The following is a 20,078-nucleotide window of genomic DNA, read 5'->3' as shown; positions in this document are numbered from 1 at the left end:
TTGTGTTCGAGTGAATAGGGCTCGGCGACGTGCCGAGGTCAGGCGAGTGAATCGGCCAGTGCCTCAGGCACTCCGAACGACGTGATCTCGGTGAAGGCGTCGAAGCCTTCGAGGCCCGCCTCTCGGCCGATGCCGCTGTGTTTGAATCCGCCCAGGGCGGCATGGAATCCGGTGCTCGCGCCGTTGACCTCGACGCTTCCGGTCTCGAGTCGCTGCGCGACGCGCATCGCTCGCTCGTCGTCGGAGCTGAACACCGCCCCGGACAGTCCGTAGACCGAGTCGTTCGCGACGGCGACGGCCTCGTCCACGTCGGCGACGGCGATCACCGCGACGACGGGACCGAAGATCTCTTCCCGCGCGATCGTCATGTCGTTGGTCACGCCGGTGAACAATGTCGGCTCCACGAACTGACCGGCAGCGAACCCGTCCGGACGGCCGCCGCCGACTGTGACGACGGCTCCTTCGCCGCGTCCGGCGACGAGGTATCCCTCCACGCGGGCCCGCTGCCGGGCGCTGACGAGCGGACCGAGCTCGGTGGCCGGATCGGCGGGATCACCGACCCTGATATCGGCGATCTCGCTCGCCAACGCGTCGACGAGGGCGTCGTGCACGGAACGCGGAACGACCACCCGAGTCTTGTTGGTGCAGGCCTGTCCGTTGTAGCGGAACGACAGGGTGCGCAGCGCCTTGGCGGTGGACTCGATATCGGCGTCCTCCAGGACGACGGCTGCCGACTTGCCCCCGAGTTCGAGGGTGTACCGACGCACGTTGTCACCGCACAGACCAGCGATCCGGCGCCCGGCGGCGGTGGAGCCGGTGAACGACACCTTGTCGACGCCGGGATGGGTGACGAGGTACTCGCTCTCGGCACGGTCGGCGGTGACGATGTTCAGCACGCCGTCGGGCAATCCAGCCGCAGCGGCCGCCGCCGCGAGGTGATTCGAACTCAGCGGGGCTTCCGGGGAGGGTTTGAGGATCACCGTACAGCCAGCCAGCAGGGCGGGAGCGAGCTTGAGCATCGCGACCGAAATCGGTGCGTTCCACGGGATCACCGCGGCGACCACACCGATCGCCCGCCGCACGACGAGCGCGTTCCCCAATGCCGAACGCCGCAACGACCGCCATGGATAGTGTTCGGCGAGTTCGAGATTCGCATCCAGGAGGGCCAGCGCCGCCCCTGCCTGTGACGCCGTCGTCTGCGTGATCGGCACACCCATCTCCGTGGTGATCGTCTCGGCGATCTGTGCCGCGTCGGTGGCCAGGTTCTCCCGCAACCGGCGAACCACTTCGGCGCGTTCGCTCAGCGTCATACGGGGCCAGGGACCGTTGTCGAACGCCTCCCGAGCCGCGGCTACGGAGGCATCGATGTCAGTCCTCGACGCGGCCGCCACCGTAGCCACCAGCGCACCGGAGAAGGGCGATACCACGTCGAACGTCGCGCCCGACGCCGCGGCAGCCCACCTACCGCCGATGAAGAAGTGTGCCGCGTTGTCGTGTTGCACGAAGACCGCCGTTTCTGCCGAGTCGCGAGCCTCGAGACTTCTGCGACTGCAACAGCCGGCCCGCGTGAATGTGATGTAAACCTCCCACTCAAGATCTGCCCACGACGGTGCCGAGTCAATTGACAATCGGGAAACGTGGATTCACGGTGAGCGAAACGAGCCGGTCGGACGACCGCCGGCTCAGGTGTACTCGAGAATTCCCGTGGCCGACGCGGAACTGCCCACCGGGAACCGGTCGTGGCTCGGTAACCGGAGATCCGGCAGCGCGTGGCCCATCCGCTCTCGTTTGGTGAGCAGATAGGCGGCGCTGTGAGGGTCTGCCGCCAGGTGAGCGTCAGCAGCGCAGGCACCTGAATCCCGTTGTCCGTCAACGCTATCGCCTTCTCAGGGTTGTCCGTCAACAGCCGCACCGCGCTGATGTCCAATTCGCGGAGGATCTGGGCGGCGGCACCGTAGTCACGGGCGTCGACCGGCAGGCCGAGGGCGATGTTCGCGTCGACGGTGTCGGCGCCTCCGTCCTGGAGACGAGAGGCCCGTAGCTTGTCCGCCAGCCCGATGCCTCGGCCTTCGTGCCCGCGCAGGTAGATCACGACGCCGCGGCCGAGCGCGGCGATGCGGTCCATCGCCTCGCTCAGTTGCGCACCGCAATCGCAACGGCGGGAACCGAAGACGTCACCGGTGAGGCATTCCGAGTGCACGCGGGTGAGGACGGGTTCCGGTCCGGACACGTCGCCGAGGACGAGGGGCGATGTGCTCGACCCCGTCCTCGACGGACCGATAGCCCACGGCGGTGAAGTCCCCGGCCTGGTGCACCATGATCGAACGCGACCTGGCCATTGTCGAGTGCAAGCAAGAGGTAGACAACCGGGAACTCGACGAGGCCCACGCCAGGATGATCTGGAACTATACGGCGGCACGCGCAGCTGGGAGCGCACCGCGGTGGGCCGCGTGGTCACCAACATGCCGTGGCGGGTCGCCGACTATTGGCGGATGACACATCGGATCGAGCTGGCCGATTTCCACACCGCGGGCGCGGTGGTCGAGGCTCGCCGCAGTCAGCCGATCGCGCCCTGATCGCGCAGGGCGGTGAGCTCGGCCGGGGTGAATCCCCAGTCGCTCAGCACCTCGTCGGTGTGCTCACCGGGTTCGGCCGGCGGTCGCTGGATCGCACCGGGGGTGCGACTGAAACGCGGTGCGGGAGCGGGCTGGGCCACACCTTCGACATCGATGAAGGTGCCGCGGACCCGCAGGTGCGCGTTGCGCGGCGCCTCAGTGAGTGAGAGTACCGGGGTCAGACACGCCTCCTGCCCCTCTGCGAGAGCACACCATTCGTCGCGGGTCCTGGTGCGGAACACCGCGGCGAACCTCTCCTGCATCGCGGGCCACTGCGATTTGTCGTGCTGGCCGGGCATCTCGGATTCGTCGATGCCCATGATCCGCAGCAGGTTGCGCCAGAAGCGGGATTCGTTGGCGCCCACACTGATCCAGCCGCCGTCGGCGGTTTCGTAGACGTTGTACCAGGGCGCGCCCGAGTCGAGCCGGTTCACGCCGCGCTCGTCGCTCCAGTAGCCCGCGGCGAACAGACCGTAGAACAGCGTCATCAGCGATGCCGAGCCGTCGACCATGGCGGCGTCGACCACCTGACCGCGACCGGACGTGCGACTCTCCAGCAGCGCGGAAACCACGCCCAGCGCCAAATACAATGACCCACCGCCGAAGTCGCCCGCCAGATTGAGCGGGATGGCAGGAGGTTCACCGGCGCGGCCCACCGAATGCAGCACCCCGGTCAGCGAGATGTAGTTGAGATCGTGACCGGGGTCGCTCGCGAGCGGCCCGTGCTGACCCCACCCGGTCATCCGGCCGTACACCAGCGCCGGATTCACGGCCATACATTTATCAGGGCCGAGGCCGAGTTTCTCCGCGACCCCTGGCCGAAATCCCTCGAGCACCACATGGGCCTCGCCGACGAGCCGTAGTACCGCCTCGACCGCCGCGGGCTTCTTCAGGTCGAAGATCGCGCTGCGCCTGCCCCGGTTGAGCAGGTTGAACTTCGCGTCGATCGGCGCGCCGCCGTCGTAGCCCGGCGGGCGGTCCAAACGGATGACGTCGGCGCCCAGATCCGACAGCAGCATCGCGGCGAACGGAGTCGGTCCGACTCCGCCCAGTTCGACGATGCGAATGCCCGTCAGCGGGCCACTGCTGCTAACCATTGCTCTTTCCGTTGCTGTTGGTGCCGGTTCGCTGTCCGAGCAGGTCGCGCAGCTGATCGTCGGCCCCACCGACGTCCTGGGCGGGCGGCAACGGGGGTGGTCGTTTGCCGTCGAACGACAACGGCAGTCCGACGACCCCGATCTCGTCCTCGGTGGGCGCACCGATGATGCCGAGCGCCTTGGTCTGCTCGTGGGCAACCATCTCGGCGGTCGTCTGCACCGGGGCGACGGGAACACCGAAGTCCTGCAACCGTTTCCGCCAGTATTCGCGCGGGCGCTCTGCCATCCGATCACCGATCAAGCGGTCGATTTCCGCCCGGTTGACCAGGCGAGCCGCGTTCGTGGCGAACCGATCGTCACTCGCCCACTCGGGCCGGTCCAGCGCCTGGCTCAGGCGGGCGAACAAGCCGTCGTTACCGCAGCTGACGATCAGATCTCCATCGGCGGCGGAGTACGCGCGGTGCGGGACGATGAACGCGACACCCGAGCCATGACGTTCGCCGGGCGCGCCGTCGGCGTTGTAGCCCGCGACGCCGATCGACATCCACGCGATCGCCGTTTCCAGCAGCGACGCGTTCACCGCGGCACCGTCCAGTTTGGAACTGCGCCGATGCAGCGCGGCGAGGATGCCGATGGCCGCCCACATCCCGGTGCCGAAGTCGATGATCGACACGCCCGCGCGGACCGGTGGTCCGTCGTGCTCGCCGGTGATGCTCATGATGCCGGAGAACGCCTGCATCAGCGGGTCGTAGCCGGGCAAACCGTTCATCGGCCCGTTGTGCCCGAACGCGCCGACCTCGCAGTGCACGAGCTCGGGTTTGGTCACCCGGAGACTTTCGGCGTCCAGACCGTACTTCGCCGCCGAGCCCGGTCGCAGATTGTGCAGGAACACATCGGCACGTTCGGCGATCAACTGGTGCAGCAAGGCGAGCTGATCGCGATGCTTGATGTCGATGCTGATGGTTCGCTTACCCCGGTTGAGCGCGTGGAACGCCGCGCCGCTACCCTTCCACATGCTCGGGCCCCAGCCTCGCGAGGAATCCCCGGTCGGCCGCTCGACCTTCCACACCTCGGCGCCGAGTTCGGCGAGGATCTTGCCGGTGAACGGCGCCGAGGCGCTGTCACCGAGTTCGACCACGACGATTCCGGACAGCGGAAGTTCGTTCTGCATCGGCTGCTCCTGCCCTGGTCGTGATCGATCGTGTGCTGTCATGGTGCACCCTCTACCCGGGGTTCGCGGCGGTGAAGACGGGGATGGTCTGGACACCGCGTTCGACGAACCGGACGGTGACGTCCTGGTCGATCGCGATGGACTCGGGGTCACCCTCGATCTGGGCGAAGAGCATGTACCCCTCGGCCATCTGCACGAACCCGACGGTGTACGGCGTGATCGACGCCCACACCGGGGTCGGGCCGCGCATCACCGTGCTGAAGGAATAGACCGTGCCGCGCCCGGCTGACTCCTCCCAGTTCAGGGCGGCCGAAGCGCAATAGGGGCAGTACGAGTGCGCGGGCCAGACGGCTTCGGCACAGTCGGCGCAGCGTTGAAAGGTCAGGCGCTGCTCGTCCAGCGCCGCCCAGTACGGTGCGGCGTCGAGCAACTGGTACGGCTGTGGCCAGTCGTGGTGTGCGGTGGTCTCGCTCATGATGTTCTCCGATTCCGCTCAGGCCGCCAGCACCAGGACACTGCCCGCCGCCAGCATGCCGCCCGCGCCCTGGACCAGCGCGGTCTCCGGCTTGCGCGTCGGCGCCAGCCCCAGCGCCTGCCCGCGCAGCTGGCGCACGGTCTCGATGAGGGTGTCCATATTGCAGGAGATGCCGGGCTGGCCGAAGGACAGCCAGCCGCCGTTCGTGTCGGTGGGTAGGTCGCCGTCGACGCCGGTGCGACCCTCGCGATAGACGTCGATGCCCCGGCCCTTCTTCGCGAAGCCCAAGTCCTCCATGACGATCGGGCCCATGTGCGCGAAGTTCACCGACATCTGCACCATGTCGATATCGGAAGGGCCGAGTCCGGCCATCGCATAAGCCTGCCTGGCCGCCTCGATGGTGGCGGTATGGGTCAGGTTCGGCAGGGTGCCGAAGTCGGCGAACTTGCAGGTGCGCATGTTCATCCGGTCCGACAGGTACTCGTGAGTGGTGGCCGACCCGTACCCGTGCAGGTAGACCGGCTGCTGGTGGGGACGTAGATTGTCGGGCGCTGTGACGACCAGCGCGCCGCCGGTGCCACCACCCCAGGTGGAGCACATCCACCGCCGCAGCGGCGTCGCCACGTACGGCGAGGCGAGCACCGTGGCGACATCGATCTCGCCGTGCTTGGCCTTGGCCGCGTGCGGGTGGTGGGCGCCCCAGCGCTGGTTGGCGACGGCGACCTCGGCCAGATCGGCTTCGGTGATACCGAATTCGTGGAAGTACCGGCGCGCGGCCTGGGCGTAGAGCGACGGGATCGTCGGTCCGTACATCACTTCGAACTGCGGATCCGCGTCGGCCTCCGCGCCCATGGCGACCGCGTCGACGAACAACTCCGTCGCATCGCTCTGCAGACAGAGCACATACTCCGCATTGCCCGCGGCGATCATCTGCGAGGCCTGCGCGAGCGTGGCGGTCAGGCCGGCGCCGTGCAGGGTGAGTTCGCTGGTGAACGTCAGCGGCATCTGCATGTGCGAGGCGAAGATGTTGTTCCACTGCGAGCGCTTGTCGGCCCACGGCGAGCGACCGGTGAACAGGGCGTCCACCTGGTTCTTCGTGATCCCCGCGTCGGCGAGCGCCGCCATGGTGGCCTCGACGGCCAGCTGCAGAGGGTCCTTGCGATTCGCGCGCGTGGCATAGGCGTCGCCCATGCCGACGATCGCGGCGACGGGTTGTCTGGTCATGAGGTCAGCCCCGCGCCTTTTCGGTCGGCAGCGACGCGCCGACAAGGGCGTCGAGGTCCTCACGCTTACGTAGCATGAGCAGGCTCCACTCGCTGCGCTGGACCACGTCGCCGTGCTGGTTGAGCGCCTTCATCAGGAAGGTGATGACGCCGAACTTCTCGTCCTTGTCCTTCTTGGCGATGACTTCGGCGGTGACGTAGATGGTGTCGTTGATCAGCACCGGCTTCAGGTAGCGCAGGTTGTCGATGCCGTAGTTCGCCTGGATCGACGGACCGAACTGGATCAGGCCGGTCATCAGCGAGTAGGTCAGCGAACCCTGCACCAGGCGCTCACCGAAGCGGGTCTGCGCGGCGTAGTGGACGTTGGAGTGGATCTCGATCCAATTGCCGGTCAGCGCACAGTAATTCACCACGTCGGCTTCGGTGATGGTGCGTCCGCCGGAGCGGAAGACGGTGCCGACCTCGATCTCGTCGAGCGGCATGTCGATGCGGTTGTTGATGGTGGCCATCGAAGTTCTCCTGAGAGTGCTTGTGGGAGTTCGGATCAGAGGCGCATGGACTTGGCGATGATGGTGCGCTGGATCTGCGAGGTGCCTCCGCCGATGGTCGACTGCACGCTCTCGCGCAGGTACCGCTCCATGTCGGCCTCGGGCAGGTTGGCGTAGCCGCCGAGGATCTGCATGCCGTCGAGGGCGCACTGCTTGAGGGTCTCGGAGCCGTAGAGCTTGGCCATCGAGGTCTCGCGGGCAGCGGGCAGCCCGGCGGCCTTCATCTTGGCGGCGCGGTAGCAGAGCAGACGCGCGGCGTCGACGCGGGTCTGGTTCTCGGCCAGCATGTGCTTGAGCACCTGGAACTCGTAGATCGGCTTGCCGAATTGGATGCGCTCGTGGGCGTACCTGTTGGCCGCGCGCACCGCTTCCTGCGCGTTGCCGACGTACGCGGCGGCCACAGCGCAACGCTCCAGCTCCAGGTGGTCGGTGATGATCTTCCAGCCCTGGCCGACCTCGCCCAGCAGCGCGTCGGCGGGGACGCGGACCTCGTCGAGGAAGATCTCGGTGGTGCCGGTGGCGTGGCGCGACAGGGTCGGCAGCTTGCGGATGTCCAGGCCCGGGGTGTCGTTCGGGATCAGCAGGACCGACAGGCCGCCGTGCTTGTCCTCGGCGTCGGTGCGCACCAGCATCGCGATGACGGTGTCCTTGGCAGCGGCACCCGAGCACCACAGCTTCTGACCCGAGACCACCCAGTCGCCGTTCTCGTCACGCCGGGCGCGGGTCTTGGTGTTGGAGGCATCCGAGCCGGCGTCGGGCTCGGAGATCGAGACCGAGAAACGGATCTGGCCGTCGATGAACGGCTTGACGTAGCGCGCCTTCTGCTCGTCGGTGCCGTACTTCAGGATGTTCATCGCGGTGAACGTGGGGACCAGCACCGAGCAGGCGAAGTCGAAGCCGAACTTGCCCAGGCCCTCGGCCATCAGCGAGTAGTCGAAGATGTCGCCGCCGGAGCCGCCGTCGGCCTCGTCGATCAGGATGCCCAGCCAGCCCTGCGCGGCGATCTTCTCGTACGCCTCGTACGGGTACTCCCGTCCACTGTCGCACTTGCGCACATATTCCACGGTGATCTCGTTGTCCATGAACTTGTTCACGGTGTCGAGCCAGGCGGCCTGCGCCTCGTCCAGGAAGTTCGAATTCATTCTTTGTGCTCCGTATGCGATGGGTTCGGATAGATTTGTTCGCCGAGAAGAACGTTAATTCCGCTCGCCCGATGCGCCAAGTGATGATCTTCGAATTGCCTGTTCGACAGCTCCGAATCGCGGCCATATTCCCGCGAATCAGCAGGTCAGCGGCACATAATAAGCGACAATTCGAGGTTGACCAACGAGCATGGCGTTAGCAAGTGAAAAATTGCGAATCGACGATTCGAAGACAGCGAATTGAATAGCAGTAATAGCCCAACTATGGTCGGAGAACAATCGTCGCCGGACCACAACGGTAGCGCGGCGACGTTGCAACGGCCATTCGGGAGTCATCATGAGAAGTGTTCCTTTCTCGGCGCGGTACTGGAGTGCTGCCGAGACCCTCTCGGCGCAGGAGGCGCGCCGGGTTCAGGACGAGCGGCTCCGCGAGCAGCTCGCCTACCTGACCGCGAACAGCGCGTTCTATCAGGCGAAGTTCGCCGAGCACGGCGTCGACGTGGACACGATCGACACAATCGCCGACCTGGCCGATCTGCCGTTCACCGAGAAGCAGGAATTGCGCGACAGCCTCGCGTCCGCGCCGCCCCTCGGCACCCACGTCGCCGCCGCCGATGCCGACATCGTGCAGATTCAGGCTTCGTCGGGGACCACAGGATCACCGTCCTACGTGGGTCTGACGGAAAGCGACATCCGCACCTGGAGTGAGCTTGGCGCCCGCGCCCTCTACGCCAACGGCTTCCGGCCTGGCGATCGACTGTTACACGGCTTCGGCATGAGCAAAGGCTTCGTCGGCGGCCTGCCGATCGTGCAGATTCTGCAGTACATGGGCATCGTCGACATCCCCATCGGCGCGGAAGCAGGCGCCGAGCGACTCTTGCGCGTGCAGGCCGATCAGCGCCCCAACGCTCTGATCGGCACCCCCTACTTCCTCACCCATCTGGCCGAGCAGGCGCCGCAGATCGTCGGCCGCGCCGCCGCCGAACTGGGTGTGCGCGCGATCAGCGTGGGTGGCGAACCCGGCGGCGGACTGCCGGCGGTGCGCGAGAAGCTCGAGTCGCTGTGGGGCGCCACGGCACGGGAGATGTTGGGCGGAACCGATATCGCGTGCACCTACTGGGGCGAGTGCGAGGTCGGTGACGGTATGCACTTCCTGTCTCCGGATCTGATGGTCGCCGAACTCGTCGACCCCGAGACCGGTGACCAGGTGGCGCCCGTCGAAGGCGCCAGCGGTGAACTCGTCTACACCGCGCTGCGCCGCCAGGCCTCTCCCCTGCTGCGCTTCCGCACCCGCGACCACGTGGTCGTCACCGGCACCGACTGTGCTTGCGGCCGAACGGGTTACAAGGTGCGCTGTGTCGGCCGCACCGACGACATGCTGATCGTGCGTGGCATCAACCTGTTCCCGTCCGCGGTCAAGGAGCTGGTCATGGAACTGGCGCCCGCGACGACCGGCGAGATGCGCATACGCGCCGATTTCGAGGGCCACTCCACCCAGCGTCCGCTGCCCCTGGTCGTGGAATACGCACTGGACCTGACCACCGAACAGCGCGACGACCTGCGCGCCACCATCGAAGGCCGGGTGCGCTCAGCGCTCAACGTGAAGACGATCGTCGAGCTGGTGCCCGACGGCACCCTGAAGCGACCCGACCACGTCAAGGTCGCCCTCATCGAGCGGGTGCCGACCCCCTGAATGCGACATATGAAATATTTCCTCCCCGACCCGCACTATGATCGGAGACACCGGTCACGGCCCGACAGCGGAGGTGACATGGGCACGCTCAACCGGTTGCACCTGATCAGACAGGTCGACCTGTTCACCTTGCGCCTGTTCCTCTCCGCGATCGAGGAACAACAGATCGGCCTGGCCGCGATCCGTGAGAACATCGCCGCGTCCACCGCGACCAAACGCATCCAAGTCCTCGAGAACATCGCGGGCGTCAAGCTGCTCGAGCGCACCCCCAAGGGTGTGGTGCCGAGTCCGGCGGGTGAGATCCTGGCCCGCCACGCGCGGATGATCTTCGACAGTCTCGACGACATGCGCACCGAGTTCGCCTCACTGTCCGAGGGCGTGCAGGGCGAGTTGCGGATCGTCTCGGCCCGGTCGGTGATCGTGCCGTTCCTGGCCCGCGAGCTCGGCGAGTTCAGCCGCGAGTACCCGCTGGTCGACGTGGTGGTGCACGAGGTGGAGAACGCCGACATCGTGCAGGAAGTCGCCCGCGGCGAAGCCGACCTGGGCGTCTTCGCCTCGGCCTACGGTCTCGACCTCGACGGCGTGGAGGTGACGCCCTATCGGCGTGACCGCATCGTCGCCGTGGTGCCGCTCGGCCACCGACTCAGCAGGCTGACCAGCGTGACGATTCGAGACCTGTTGCCGGAGAACCTGATCGCACCGCGTGCGTTGGTCGGAGCGCTGCGAGCAGCGGCGCAGCGCATCGGCGAGAACTACGCGCCCAAACACGTCTTACGCAGCGGTGGTGCCGCGATCAGCCTGGTCAACGCCGGGCTCGGCGTCACCGTGCAACCGGAATGCCTGGTCGGGCACGAATGGACCGGCCGCGTCGCCGTGCTCGACCTCGCCGAGCCGTGGGCGGAACGGCGGATCCACCTCGCCACGGCCCGCGGCCGCGAATTCAGCCCTGCCACCAAAATCCTCATCGAACAGCTGCTGACCCGCCCTGTCGACGAGGACGAGCTCGCCGACGACCTCTGAGCCGCCGCGCAGCGCCGACACGGGGCCTTCGGTCTCAGACCAGCTCCCAGCCCATCGCGACGATGTGGGATCGGTCGTTGCCGGAGGATAGGCATTGGCAAGGCTGCGTGGGAGGGAGTTGTGATCGTCGGATCCCCCCTCCCTGGACCGCCGTGCCAGGAGGCCGCGAGCCGATCACCGCCATCGGCGACTCATCGCGCTGCCCGCACCGGCACCCGATACGACTGCACCGTTACCTTCGCGCCGACAGCCGGACAATTCCGGGCTCGGCGAGCGCGCTGCGGCCACGGCACCGTGCCGGTCGATCGAATGGCCATGTCAAGACAGTGATTCCGCCAGCGAAGGCGACAGACCATAGGACTTGGGCTCGACATATCCGTCGAATCCTTCCAGCCCGGCCTCGCGACCGATGCCACTGCACTTGAAGCCGCCGATGGGCGAGTGGAAGCCCACCGTATTGCCGTTCAATTCCACTGTCCCGGTGCGTATCCGGCGGGCGACCGCCAACGCGTGTTCGTCGTCGGCCGCGAACACCGATCCGTTGAGACCGAACATCGAGTTGTTGGCGATCGCCACGGCCTCGTCCTCGTCGGCGAAGGTGAGCACCGACAGCACCGGGCCGAAGATCTCCTCCTGCGCGATGCGCATATCCGGATGAACCCCGGTGAAAACCGTAGGCTCCACGAACCATCCCCGGTCCAGTCCGGCGGGCCTGCCGCCGCCGATGACGACCTTCGCGCCCTCGTTGCGACCGATCTCGAGATAGCTCTCGATCATCGCGCGCTGGCGCGCGCTGACCACCGGACCGATCTCGGTCGCCGCGTCGGCCGGATCACCGACCGGCATGGATTCGACCATCGCGACCAGCCGTTCGACGAGTTCGGTCTCGCGGGACCGGGCCACCACGATCCGGGTCTTGTTGCTGCAGGCCTGGCCGTTGTTTCGCATCGAGAGCTTGCGGATCTGGCCGATCGCGAGATCGAGGTCGGCATCATCGAGCACGATCGCCGCCGACTTGCCGCCCAGTTCCAGGGTGACGCGCCGCAGATCGCGTCCGCAGAGCTCCGCGACGCGCCGGCCGGCAGCGGTCGAGCCGGTGAACGACACCTTGTCGATATCGGGATGGGTGACAAGGTGTTCGCTGACCCCGCGGTCTGCGGGCAGGATGTTGACCACGCCGTCCGGCAACCCGGCTGCCTGCAGGATCTCGGCGAGTACGTAGGCGTTCAGTGGCGCCTCGGGCGCGGTCTTGAGCACCACCGCGCATCCGGCGAGCAGAGCCGGTCCCAGTTTGAGCATGGTGATCTGCAACGGCATATTCCACGGAATGACCGCGGCGACAACGCCGACCGGTTCCCGTGTCACCAGGCCTGTGCCGGTGGCGGAGCGCCGGATACTGCTCCACTCATAGCTCGGCGCCAGGCCGAGGAAGGCGTCCAGCAGCAGTTTCGCCCCCAGCGATTGGGTACTGCGCGACAGGGTGATGGGGCTGCCCATCTCGGTGGTGATCAGCTCGGCGATCTCCTCCTGCCGCTCCCCCAAACCGGCACTGACGCGGGCCAGTACGTCGATACGCTCGGCCAGCGATATCCGCGGCCACGGGCCGTGATCGAAGGCGTGCCGGGCCGCCGCGACGGCACGATCGACGTCGCTGGCGGCGGAGTTGGGCACGTGCGCCACGGTTTGTTCCGTATACGGCGAGATCACCGCGATCTGCTCGGTGGCGGTGGGATCGGCCCAGCGGCCGCCGATGAACAGCTTCGAGTAGTTGCCCTGATAGACCACGTTCTTCTCCTCGCACCGGCCGAAGCTTCGCTCCCGCCGGTCCTGTCCTGGAGCCGCCGTGTCCCGACACGGTGGGGCGGCTCGGTAGTTGCGCTGCGTGGCGCGCGGTCTCGGGCGTGTCGCAGCGCACACCCGAGGCGATATCGGTCGCCGGTCGTATTCGACTGCGACCTTCAGCCGATAGCGGTCACCGGGTGCCCAACCGGCGCATGACCGTCGCGAAGTCGTCGACGCTCTCGAGGTCGAACACCACTTCGACGATGCTGTCCATCCGCGACTCCGGAATCACCCCGTCGGCGTTGACCCGGAATTTGGCGATCAGTTCCGCGTCGGTCATCCTGGTCTCCGGATCCGGGGTCGGGCTGCCCTTCGGATACACCCGGTCAGCGACGAAAGTCGTTCCGCGGGCGTCTACTTCGATACGAGCGGGCCGCGCGGACGGATGCGCGGAGAGGGCCTCGAAATAGTCCGGATGCGGCTGGAAGGTAACCCGCTCCATAAGATCCATGACAGAACGGCTGAACACGAGCTCCGGATCGTGCCATGCCTTGCTCGGGGTGATGTTGTGCGCCCCGACGGCCAGACCGTGCGCGATGCTGAACTGCGCGTCATGGGTGTGTTCGATGACATCGCTCAACCACAGCGGATGCAGGACCGCGGCCTCGCCCCAGCAACGAATCGCCTCGATCTCCTCCGGCTTCAGATCGTTGTGCTCCACGATCTCGGTCAGCGCGTGCAGCGGCGCGTGCAGGATACGGCAGTGCGGATACGGCTTGAAGGTTTGCTCGGCGGGAAACAACCATTCGCTGCCGAGACCGGCGGTGATGTTCTGCGGTTCCCAGCGCCGGGTGCCGATGAAGCGCCGGTAGCCGAGGTCGGCGTCGTCGAGGACCGGCAGATCACCACGATGACCGAGCTTGGCCATGTAGGCCGCGGTCAGCGAGGCATTGGTGAGGGCGCCGGCCAGCGAGTATTTGATCGTCGCGGTCGGCGCGTGCGCGAGCCACGACCGCATCGAATTCACCGGAGAGGTGCTGGCCGCGATCGCGAGCGCGTTGGCGAGCACCTCGGCGGAATAGCCCTCGAGCTTTCCGATAGCGGCGGTGGCGCCGAAGATCGTGTTGCTGTACCCCAGCACCGGCGACAGGTTCATCTCGGTGTCGGTGCGGTCACGCAGATAGTCGACCGACTTGTAGAAGCGGAACGATATCTCGTGCGACAGCGCGATCGCGGCGAGCACATCCCGGCCCGAACGCTGCTGACTTTCGGCCACCGCCATCGTCTGCGGCAGCACATACGGCGTCACATGACCGGGCGGCAGCACCGCATCGAAGTCGAGGGCGTTGATCAATTCGCCGTTGGCGAAGGCGGCACCGAAGATCGACGTCCGGTCGGCGGTGCCGATGATGGTGGCGTCACCGTCGGCGCCACCGGCCAGTCGCCCGAATTCGATGCCGATCTTTCCCTTGTGCTGGTCGACCGCACCGAGGGCGCAGCCCATCGAATCGAGCAGGATGCGCTTGCATTCGACGACGACCTCTTCCGGCAGGCGACGAGAGTCGACCTCGGTGGTGAAATCGGCCAGTTGTTCGACGATGGTTCTCGACACCAACGGTGGTCCTTCCCTTGCTACCGCGCGGCGGTGACACCGATATAAACGATGGCGCTGATCGGGGTCGACGACATCCGCCGCTGGTCCGATTCGAGTAGGACCTTCGGCCGACTGGTGTCACCAGCGCGAGTTCGTGACATCGATGACAATCCTACCCAATATTAGACATTCTATATTGTGGACTCAAACCGGGCGTGCTGGGCACCCGAGTCCGCCGCGACAGCGACGACCGGGTCATCGACGGCCAGAAGCGCTTCATCACCAATGCCCCCGCTCGCCGATCTGTTCGTAACCTCCGCCCGCAGCGGTGTCCGGCCCAGACGGACCCGAAGGCACCCTGGAAGGACTCCGATCCGCTCGGGTACGCGGCGGCGTCGGCGGACGGCCGGCCGCGCGTTGACCGACTCGCAGGTGCTCAGGGAACGCCGGATGTACGACCAAACCGACGACCTCGCAGCTCGCACCGACGTCGTTTCTCCCCGCAACGGAGCCGCCCCGTCGATGGGTAGCGATCGAAGGATCGCCGCCCGGCCGACCTACGAGTGACGCATATTATGCGTCAAATTTTATGCATCCTGCGATTCGCTCCACGTCCATCGGGTAGGTCTCAGAGGGAGGAAAACCCACAAGCAGAAAGGTGTTACGCGATGACCCGCACAACGGCAAAGGTCAAGGACATACTGACCGACGTCGGCGCGAAGGCTATGGGAGCGGTCGCGCCGAACAAGGTCATCGACCCGATGGTCGAGTTCTGGGCGCACGGAAAGCGGAGTCCGGTGTATCGGCGTCCCGACGAGGTCGGGCTGACCTACGAGGATGTGTTCTTCCCCTCGATGGACGGCCTGACGCTGGAGGGCTGGTTCATCCCCGCCGACTCCGACCGGTTGATCATCCACAACCATTTCCTGCCCGGCAACCGCTACGGCTACGCCGGTCACCTCGACGGGTTCCAGGACTTCGGCGGGTTCGAGGTGAACTTCCTGCCCGAGTACAAAGTTCTGCACGACGCCGGCTACAACATCCTGTGCTACGACATCCGCAATCACGGCCTCAGCCCCGACGGACACGGCCGCACCGTCGGGATCGGTCTGCTCGAATACCGGGACGTGATCGGCTCGATTCGCTACGCGAAGTCCCGGCCGGACACCGCGACCATGACCACCGGACTACTGAGCGTCTGCCTGGGAGCCGACTCGACATTCGTGGCGATCGACAAGCATCCCGCTGAATTCACCGACATCAAGGCGATGATCGCGCTGCAACCCATCTCCGCGCGCGCGTTCGTCGAGCGCACCATCGTCGAGGGCGCGGGCATCGACAACGGTGTCGAGTTGTTCGACGAGGCGCTGCACGCGCGTACCGGCTTCCACGTGGACGAGCAATCGCCCATCCCGCGAGCCGCAGCGGTGCGGATGCCGACGCTGGTGGCGCAGGTGCGCGACGACACCTTGACCTACCCGTCCGATGTGCAGGCGATCTACGACAACATCGGTGCCGCCGACAAGAAATTGCACTGGATCGAAGGGACCGACCAACGCTTCCGCGGGTACAACTACTTCGGTGAGCACCCCGAGGTGATGCTCGATTGGTTCGACTCCCACATGAAGTAGACGCCACCGGCTCCGCACACGCGTAGCGGTGACTGCGGTGGAGGAGGCGCGCCGGTCAAGATCCGCCTTGCTCGGCCTCCTCCACCACCCAGGCCGCGATCTGAGCGCGCGAAGTGAAGCCGAGTTTGGTCAGGATGTGCTCGACGTGGCCTTGCGCGGTGCGCTGCGAGATCACCAGTTTGGCGGCGATCTGCTTGTTGGTGAGTCCTCGCGAGACGAGGTCGGCGACCTGCCGCTCACGTCTGGTCAACTCCGAGGAGCCCGCCGGGGCCGTCGCGCCGCCTGACCGTTCACCCACCGCGTACGCCGCGGCGGCGTTCATCCCCATCGCCAGGCCACGCCGCAATGCCGCCTCGAATCGGCGTTCACCGAGTTCGCGGCGCATGCGCTGTTCGCCTTCGCTGTGAAAACGCGCCATGTTGGGGAACACACTCGCGACGCTGCTACCGGCCGGCCAGGCTCCCTGCGCAGCGCCCATCAGAACGGCGCCACGCTCTTCGTCCCCGTGCTCGACCGTCCACGCCAGCGCCTCGAGGCCGAACGCGGCCACGAACGGGTTGTTCAGCCGCTGGTTGAGACGCAGGGAGTTCTCCAGCAGTCGCCTCGCACGATGCCGCTCGCCTTGTCGCCAGGCCGCGACGCCCAAGCCGCGCAGCGCCGCCGAACGATGCAGAATTTCGCCGCTTGTCTGCGTGGCGGAAAGAATCTGCTGATAGCACGTCGCCGCCCGTGCTGTGTCGCCGCCCAATTCGTAGGCCCAACCGAGCAACGTCAGAGCACTGAAGCGTAGATTGTCCGGCCCCTCCGGACCGAGTGACGTCAGGGCGCGCGCGAAGGCGGCGCGGGCACGGGCGGAGTCGCCCCCGGCGAGCGCGAGAGCACCCTCGGCGTAGGCGATGCGCGCTTCGACCACGGGGGTGGGCGATTGTTCGGCGAGCGCTCGTCCCTGCTCCAGCAGGGCGGTCGCCGCCTGGAAATCGCCTTGCGCCGCGGCCAGCTGACTGTCGGCTCGAAATGCGTTGACGCGATCGGGTATCGAGTGCGCGCGTGGCTGGGCCAGGACACGATCCAGCCAGGCCCGGCCTTCCCCGTACAGACCGCGGAAATTCCAGAACTCGAACAGCGCAGCGGCTGTGCTCATTCCGGCGTCGGCGGCTCCGTCGGCATCGTCGGACAGGAAAGACTCCAACGCTTCTCGAAGGTTGGGTTGTTCGCGATCGAGCCGGGCGATCCACTCCGGCTGCCTGGCGCCGACCCACTCCGATTCCCAATCCAGTGCCAGCTGCCGGTACCAGTTGCGGTGACGTCGGCGCAGATCCTTCTCTTCGCCGGACCCACCCAGTTTCTCCCGACCGTAGTCCCGCAAAGTCTCGAGCATCCGGAAACGTACGATGCCGTCGGTTTCCTCACGGAGCAGAATCGACTTGTCCATCAAGGACGACAACACATCGAGCGCGCTGTGTGCTGCGAGATCGAAGCCGCAGATCTGCTCCGCGGCGTCGAGCTCGAAGCCTCCCGCGAACACCGACAGCCGCGCCCACCACCGCCGCTCCAGCGCGGTGCACAACTCGTAGCTCCAGTCGACGCACCACCGCAGCGTCTGCTGCCGGGTCGGCGCCGTCCTGCTGCCGCGGGTGAGCAATGCGTACCTATCGTCGAGACGCCGCAGGATCTGCTGCGGCGACATCGTCCGTATCCGGGCCGCGGCCAGCTCGATCGCCAGCGGCACTCCCTCGAGCCGGGCACATATTCCAGCTACGGCGGCCTTGTTGTCCTCATCGAGTTCGAACCCTGCCACCGCCGCGGCCGCGCGATCGGCGAACAGCGTCACCGCATCGAAGCGAGCCAGCCCCTGCATCGACGGCTCCCGATCCGGATCCGGGACCGTCAGCGGCGACACCCGCAGCAGCACTTCGCCCGCGACATTCAACGGCTCGCGGCTGGTGACCAGGACCCGCAGGTCAGGACAGGCCCGCAGCAACGTCTCGGTCAGCTCGGCCACCGCGTCGACCAACTGCTCGCAGTTGTCGAACACGAGCAGGAGTTGCCGCGAACTGAGATACCCGACCAAAATCTCGAGCAACCGCTCGGCCGACTCGTCCCGCACGCCCATGGTCGCCGCCACGACCTCGACCAGCAGCGCGGGGTCCGAAACGTCGGCCAATTCGACCAACCACACCCCCTCGGGAAAACCACGCCGCGAATTCGACGCGGCTCGAAGCGCCAGCCGCGTCTTCCCGACGCCCCCGCTCCCGGTCAATGTCACCAGCCGCGACGCCGACAGCAGATTCCGCACTTCGGAGATTTCGGTGCGCCGACCGACGAAACTGGTCAACTCGAGCGGCAGATTGCCAGGCCCGCTCCGACCGACCGACGCCGACGCCGTGACGGATGTGCTCATCTCACGGCGCGTTCGCAGCGGGTCATCGTCGGTCATCGGTGCGAGTCGATCCGGACACCAGGCAATACGCTCACCTTTCGCCGATGCCCAGCGTATCGCCGCGGACCATCGCCGGGGCACAATCCAGCTACGCCATCCTTCCGTTGGAAAGCACGACCAAGATGGATCGGCCGCAGTGCCAGCCCTCCGGGAGGGGCGCGATTGGCTGGGATCGGTCGTCTGGCTATGCCGGTCGGGCAGTGACATCAGATATGCGCGCGTCGGAGTCAACGGTGCAGTCCGGAAATCTGTCCCCGCGGAGGCGTGCGTGGAACCGCACCCGGATCGGTGCGGCCCCGGACGATGGCAGTTCGCCTCGGTTCGTCGTGTACAACCACGGACCTTCGTCGAGTGCGACGCTGGCGATCATCGATCGCTTCACCGCCGCGCGCGGGTTCGCCGCGCAGTGCAGCACCCGCCACGAAACGATCGAATCCACGCCGGAGGATGGCACCCATATTCCAGCTCGGCGGAGCGGCACGACGAACACGTGCCGAACAGCGGCGCCAGTAGTCCGTCTCAGCGCCGGATCATCAAACGCGCAACGGGCGTCCTCGTCCATGGGAGCGGGCGCGCTTCAGGTCGGACTGGCGCAGGAAAGCCTCGTCTCGTGCACCTCATCCCCTCGCGACGGCTGATCGGCCGCGGGCATACCTACTTCTCGCCACTCCCCGCAGTTGCCTCACCAACACGGTGAAGATATTATATATTTCGCATAATGTCTCGCCAGCCGGTGGACCGCCGCCTACGCCCGACGACGGCCACATCGTCGAAGGACCCTGATATGAACGTATTGATCGAAATGACCACACTGTGCCTAACACGCCCCGCCCACGGCGCCGACACGGAATCGCTCGCGGCGTGGTACGCAGCTAAAGCCCGCCTGCACGAACATCTTGCCAGGCAAGGCGGGCCGGACAGCGCCAGAGAACGGGAACTGGCAGCCGCCGCCAAGCGGCACTCGCTGCGCCTTTCCGGTGCCTAGCGGTGCCTGGGTGCAAACTCTCCCACGCACGACATCAGTCGTCGACATAGTGTGAAGTGATGACCCACAAAACGCCCCACCTGCGCGAGCTGGGTGAATTCGTCAAAGCCAGGCGCGGCGAACCGGGGAGCACGTCCCATGAGAAACTCCGCATCCTCACCTCATGGACCGCCCCGCTCCCCCGTGTCTAGTCGGAGTACCGACCGGACTGACACAAGTCCACGAAGATCGAGTCGTCGCTCGCCTCCCCGGACTCGACTCGGCGGAACCGGCCCCGCATAGTTTATATATAATACTTCAACTCCTGGCGCCTAGTGGCGCGCCGGGCAAGCCTCCGGAGTAGAAGCAGTGACAGAGCGAATTCGCACGGACGTCAGCGAGATTCTGGACTACTTCGGCCTATGCGCGGACTGCCACTACCCCGCGTCCGCCTCGCTGCTGATACACCACTATTCGGATGGCAGTACGCAACGCGAGATCATCGCGACCTGTGGACTGCCGTGCGGCTGGCGCGCACCAGTATCGCCGACGAGGATGACCCGCCCACAAGGTTCACGGCCGATGAAGGAGTGAACCGCACCGGCCGCGCCAGAACGGCACGGGGCGTTGCCACTTCGCGCCGCGGAGACGTCGGCCATCGTCGCGGATCGAGCCGCACAGGG

General features: G+C 66.3%; 16 protein-coding genes and 2 pseudogenes. 6 read left to right on the top strand and 12 right to left on the bottom strand.

The genetic code is table 11. The features are described from left to right. Positions 1-38: 38 nt before the first annotated feature. A complete protein-coding gene (locus tag ACGF7Y_RS21600; RefSeq protein ID WP_393236331.1) occupies positions 39-1,502 on the bottom strand; it encodes an aldehyde dehydrogenase in 1,464 nt (487 codons plus the stop codon). Between the two features lie 180 nt (positions 1,503-1,682). Further along, positions 1,683-2,309, bottom strand: a pseudogene (gene ribA, locus ACGF7Y_RS21595) (GTP cyclohydrolase II); the annotation flags it as partial. Positions 2,310-2,450: 141 nt separating this feature from the next. Here ribA and ACGF7Y_RS21590 point away from each other — a divergent pair. Continuing rightward, the gene (locus ACGF7Y_RS21590) at positions 2,451-2,576 is read left to right on the top strand and encodes a hypothetical protein (RefSeq protein ID WP_393236330.1); all 126 of its coding nucleotides are present in this window, start codon (positions 2,451-2,453) and stop codon (positions 2,574-2,576) included. Here the strand turns inward: ACGF7Y_RS21590 and ACGF7Y_RS21585 are convergent. From ACGF7Y_RS21585 to ACGF7Y_RS21555, 7 genes are all read right to left on the bottom strand, one after another. Then, positions 2,558-3,712: a CaiB/BaiF CoA transferase family protein gene (locus tag ACGF7Y_RS21585; protein ID WP_393236328.1), complete on the bottom strand. Its 1,155-nt coding sequence runs from the start codon at positions 3,710-3,712 to the stop codon at positions 2,558-2,560. The genes ACGF7Y_RS21590 and ACGF7Y_RS21585 overlap by 19 nt on opposite strands. After that, positions 3,705-4,883 carry a CaiB/BaiF CoA transferase family protein gene (locus ACGF7Y_RS21580; protein ID WP_393236326.1) on the bottom strand — a complete coding sequence of 393 codons (1,179 nt, stop codon included), beginning with the start codon at positions 4,881-4,883 and terminating at the stop codon, positions 3,705-3,707. The genes ACGF7Y_RS21585 and ACGF7Y_RS21580 overlap by 8 nt, the downstream gene beginning before the upstream one ends. 52 nt (positions 4,884-4,935) lie before the next feature. Next, positions 4,936-5,358, bottom strand: coding sequence for a Zn-ribbon domain-containing OB-fold protein (locus ACGF7Y_RS21575; RefSeq protein WP_195152255.1), 423 nt, complete (start codon positions 5,356-5,358; stop codon positions 4,936-4,938). An 18-nt stretch (positions 5,359-5,376) separates the two neighbouring features. Next, positions 5,377-6,582, bottom strand: a complete 1,206-nt coding sequence (locus ACGF7Y_RS21570) for a thiolase family protein (RefSeq protein ID WP_393236324.1) — start codon at positions 6,580-6,582, stop codon at positions 5,377-5,379. 4 nt (positions 6,583-6,586) lie between these two features. Then, a complete protein-coding gene (locus ACGF7Y_RS21565) occupies positions 6,587-7,090 on the bottom strand; it encodes a MaoC/PaaZ C-terminal domain-containing protein (protein WP_393236322.1) in 504 nt (167 codons plus the stop codon). A 35-nt stretch (positions 7,091-7,125) separates the two neighbouring features. Then, positions 7,126-8,271, bottom strand: coding sequence for an acyl-CoA dehydrogenase family protein (locus tag ACGF7Y_RS21560; protein ID WP_393236320.1), 1,146 nt, complete (start codon positions 8,269-8,271; stop codon positions 7,126-7,128). A 138-nt stretch (positions 8,272-8,409) separates the two neighbouring features. Then, the gene (locus ACGF7Y_RS21555) at positions 8,410-8,610 is read right to left on the bottom strand and encodes a hypothetical protein (protein WP_393236319.1); all 201 of its coding nucleotides are present in this window, start codon (positions 8,608-8,610) and stop codon (positions 8,410-8,412) included. Here ACGF7Y_RS21555 and ACGF7Y_RS21550 point away from each other — a divergent pair. Then, on the top strand, positions 8,609-9,964 hold the full coding sequence (locus ACGF7Y_RS21550; RefSeq protein ID WP_393236317.1) for a phenylacetate--CoA ligase family protein: 1,356 nt from the start codon (positions 8,609-8,611) through the stop codon (positions 9,962-9,964). The genes ACGF7Y_RS21555 and ACGF7Y_RS21550 overlap by 2 nt on opposite strands. A gap of 78 nt (positions 9,965-10,042) precedes the next feature. Continuing rightward, positions 10,043-10,984, top strand: coding sequence for a LysR family transcriptional regulator (locus ACGF7Y_RS21545; protein WP_393236315.1), 942 nt, complete (start codon positions 10,043-10,045; stop codon positions 10,982-10,984). A 318-nt stretch (positions 10,985-11,302) separates the two neighbouring features. Here ACGF7Y_RS21545 and ACGF7Y_RS21540 read toward each other — a convergent pair whose 3' ends face one another. After that, positions 11,303-12,769: an aldehyde dehydrogenase gene (locus tag ACGF7Y_RS21540; protein ID WP_393236313.1), complete on the bottom strand. Its 1,467-nt coding sequence runs from the start codon at positions 12,767-12,769 to the stop codon at positions 11,303-11,305. 187 nt (positions 12,770-12,956) lie between these two features. Beyond that, positions 12,957-14,378 (bottom strand): MmgE/PrpD family protein, encoded by a 1,422-nt coding sequence (locus tag ACGF7Y_RS21535; protein WP_393236312.1) that lies wholly within the window; start codon positions 14,376-14,378, stop codon positions 12,957-12,959. Between the two features lie 182 nt (positions 14,379-14,560). Here ACGF7Y_RS21535 and ACGF7Y_RS21530 point away from each other — a divergent pair. Beyond that, a pseudogene (locus ACGF7Y_RS21530) lies at positions 14,561-14,687 on the top strand (acyl-CoA dehydrogenase); the annotation flags it as partial. A gap of 398 nt (positions 14,688-15,085) precedes the next feature. Next, positions 15,086-15,991, top strand: coding sequence for an alpha/beta hydrolase family protein (locus tag ACGF7Y_RS21525; RefSeq protein WP_393236485.1), 906 nt, complete (start codon positions 15,086-15,088; stop codon positions 15,989-15,991). 55 nt (positions 15,992-16,046) lie between these two features. Here the strand turns inward: ACGF7Y_RS21525 and ACGF7Y_RS21520 are convergent, their stop codons facing one another. After that, the gene (locus ACGF7Y_RS21520; protein WP_393236311.1) at positions 16,047-18,428 is read right to left on the bottom strand and encodes an ATP-binding protein; all 2,382 of its coding nucleotides are present in this window, start codon (positions 18,426-18,428) and stop codon (positions 16,047-16,049) included. Between the two features lie 787 nt (positions 18,429-19,215). On the opposite strand from ACGF7Y_RS21520, the gene ACGF7Y_RS21515 reads away from it, so the two are divergent. Beyond that, complete coding sequence (locus ACGF7Y_RS21515; RefSeq protein WP_393236310.1) at positions 19,216-19,416, top strand: hypothetical protein; 201 nt, start codon at positions 19,216-19,218, stop codon at positions 19,414-19,416. The last annotated feature ends 662 nt before the right edge of the window (positions 19,417-20,078 follow it).

Origin of the sequence: Nocardia sp. NPDC047654, from assembly GCF_043205035.1 — a bacterium.
In the GTDB taxonomy this organism is placed as follows: domain Bacteria; phylum Actinomycetota; class Actinomycetes; order Mycobacteriales; family Mycobacteriaceae; genus Nocardia.
Note: the sequence above shows the minus strand (reverse complement) of the source record. Positions and strands in the feature narration are given on the sequence as shown.